Origin of the sequence: Paenibacillus sp. LBL (genome assembly GCF_029893715.1) — a bacterium.
Classification (GTDB): Bacteria; Bacillota; Bacilli; order Paenibacillales; family Paenibacillaceae; genus Paenibacillus_AQ; species Paenibacillus_AQ glucanolyticus.
This window is the reverse complement of record NZ_JARXYU010000051.1, coordinates 1-1,265: the sequence shown is the minus strand read 5'-3', so window position 1 is coordinate 1,265 and position 1,265 is coordinate 1. Positions and strand designations below refer to the sequence as shown.

General features: G+C 47.9%; 2 protein-coding genes. Both read right to left on the bottom strand.

Features of this window, described 5'->3' with window-relative positions; all coding sequences use genetic code 11:
- Positions 1 to 37: 37 nt before the first annotated feature.
- Positions 38 to 922: an IS3 family transposase gene (locus M2277_RS31610; RefSeq protein ID WP_210190097.1), complete on the bottom strand. Its 885-nt coding sequence runs from the start codon at positions 920 to 922 to the stop codon at positions 38 to 40.
- Positions 865 to 1,188, bottom strand: a complete 324-nt coding sequence (locus M2277_RS31605; protein ID WP_006210604.1) for a helix-turn-helix domain-containing protein — start codon at positions 1,186 to 1,188, stop codon at positions 865 to 867. Before M2277_RS31605 ends, M2277_RS31610 begins: the two co-directional genes overlap by 58 nt.
- Positions 1,189 to 1,265 lie beyond the last annotated feature (77 nt).

The following is a 1,265-nucleotide window of genomic DNA, read 5'->3' as shown; positions in this document are numbered from 1 at the left end:
TGGTCAAGACCCCATTTTGTGGACATTGGAAAAACACCTAAGCTGCAAACTGGCGTCGGTACTCTACCGGCGTCAGTTTGTTTAATTTCCGCTGCGGTCGTCTCTGGTTGTAAAATCGTATGTATTTTTCAATTCGGTTTTGTGCCTCTGCCAGATTTCGGATATTATAAGGGTAGAGCCCTTCCGTTTTGAGATGCGAGAAGAAGCTCTCCATGGAGGCATTGTCTAGGCAATTGCCCCGACGAGACATGCTGATTTGGGCGCTAACCTTTGGCAGCATGTCATGGTAAGCATGAGACGTGTACTGGAACCCTTGGTCGCTGTGAACGACCAATCCGGTCACGTCTTTTTGCTTGGCAAACGCTTTGGCGAACGTCTTTAGTACCAGTTCGTTGTCGTTGCGTTCGCTAAGCTGGTAGGCCACAATCTCGTTGTTGAATAAATCTTTGACTGCCGAAAGATACAGCCAGCGCTCACCTACCCGGTATTGCGTCACATCTGTTACCCATTTCTGGTTCGGTTTTTCTGCTGTGAAATTTCGCTTCAACAGATTCTCCGCCACGCGTTCCCCCGCATGGTACGCCGTGTTAAAACGGCGTTTGCGGCGAATGTTGGATTGAAGTCCGAGCTTTTGCATCAGACGCAATACTTTCTTGTGGTTCATCCATATGCCCTCATCCTGCCACAAGAACAACTGGATTTGGCGGTAGCCGTATTTCCCTTCGTAGCGCGCATACACCCGACGAATGAGCAATGCAGCTTCCTTGTCCCGGTCCATATGTTTGCGCTTCAGATAGGCGTAGTAGCCGCTACGAGAGACCTTGAAGAGTTTGCAAAGGCTGCTGACGGGGTAGCTAGAGGCAGCTATCTCAATGACTTTATATTTCTGTTTTTCACCTCCTGCATCCAGATTTCCAAGCACTTTTTTAGCATTTCGTTTTCCCGCTTGAGCTTTTGAACATACCGATCTTGGTCGATGTATGCTTCCCGTCGACCTCGCTGATCCACCAGTCCAAACTCGCCCTGTTCCCGAAACTTCCGCATCCATTTCTTCATCCGCTGAGGATCATTAATCCCCAAGTGTTCATTAATCTTTCGGTAAGTCCATCCCTCGATAACATGCAGACGAACCGCCTCTTTCTTGATCTCTTCCGAATACGTTTTATACTTTTGTCCCTTAATTGCCATACAAAAATGCACCCCCTAGAATTTCATCGGATAAACCAGGGGTTTATTCCAATGTCCATTCTAAGGGGTGCACTTCA

Coding starts and splice junctions, on each gene's coding strand:
- M2277_RS31605 (WP_006210604.1), bottom strand. CDS start 1,188: ATGGCAATTAAGGGACAAAAGTATAAAACGTATTCGGAAGAGATCAAG.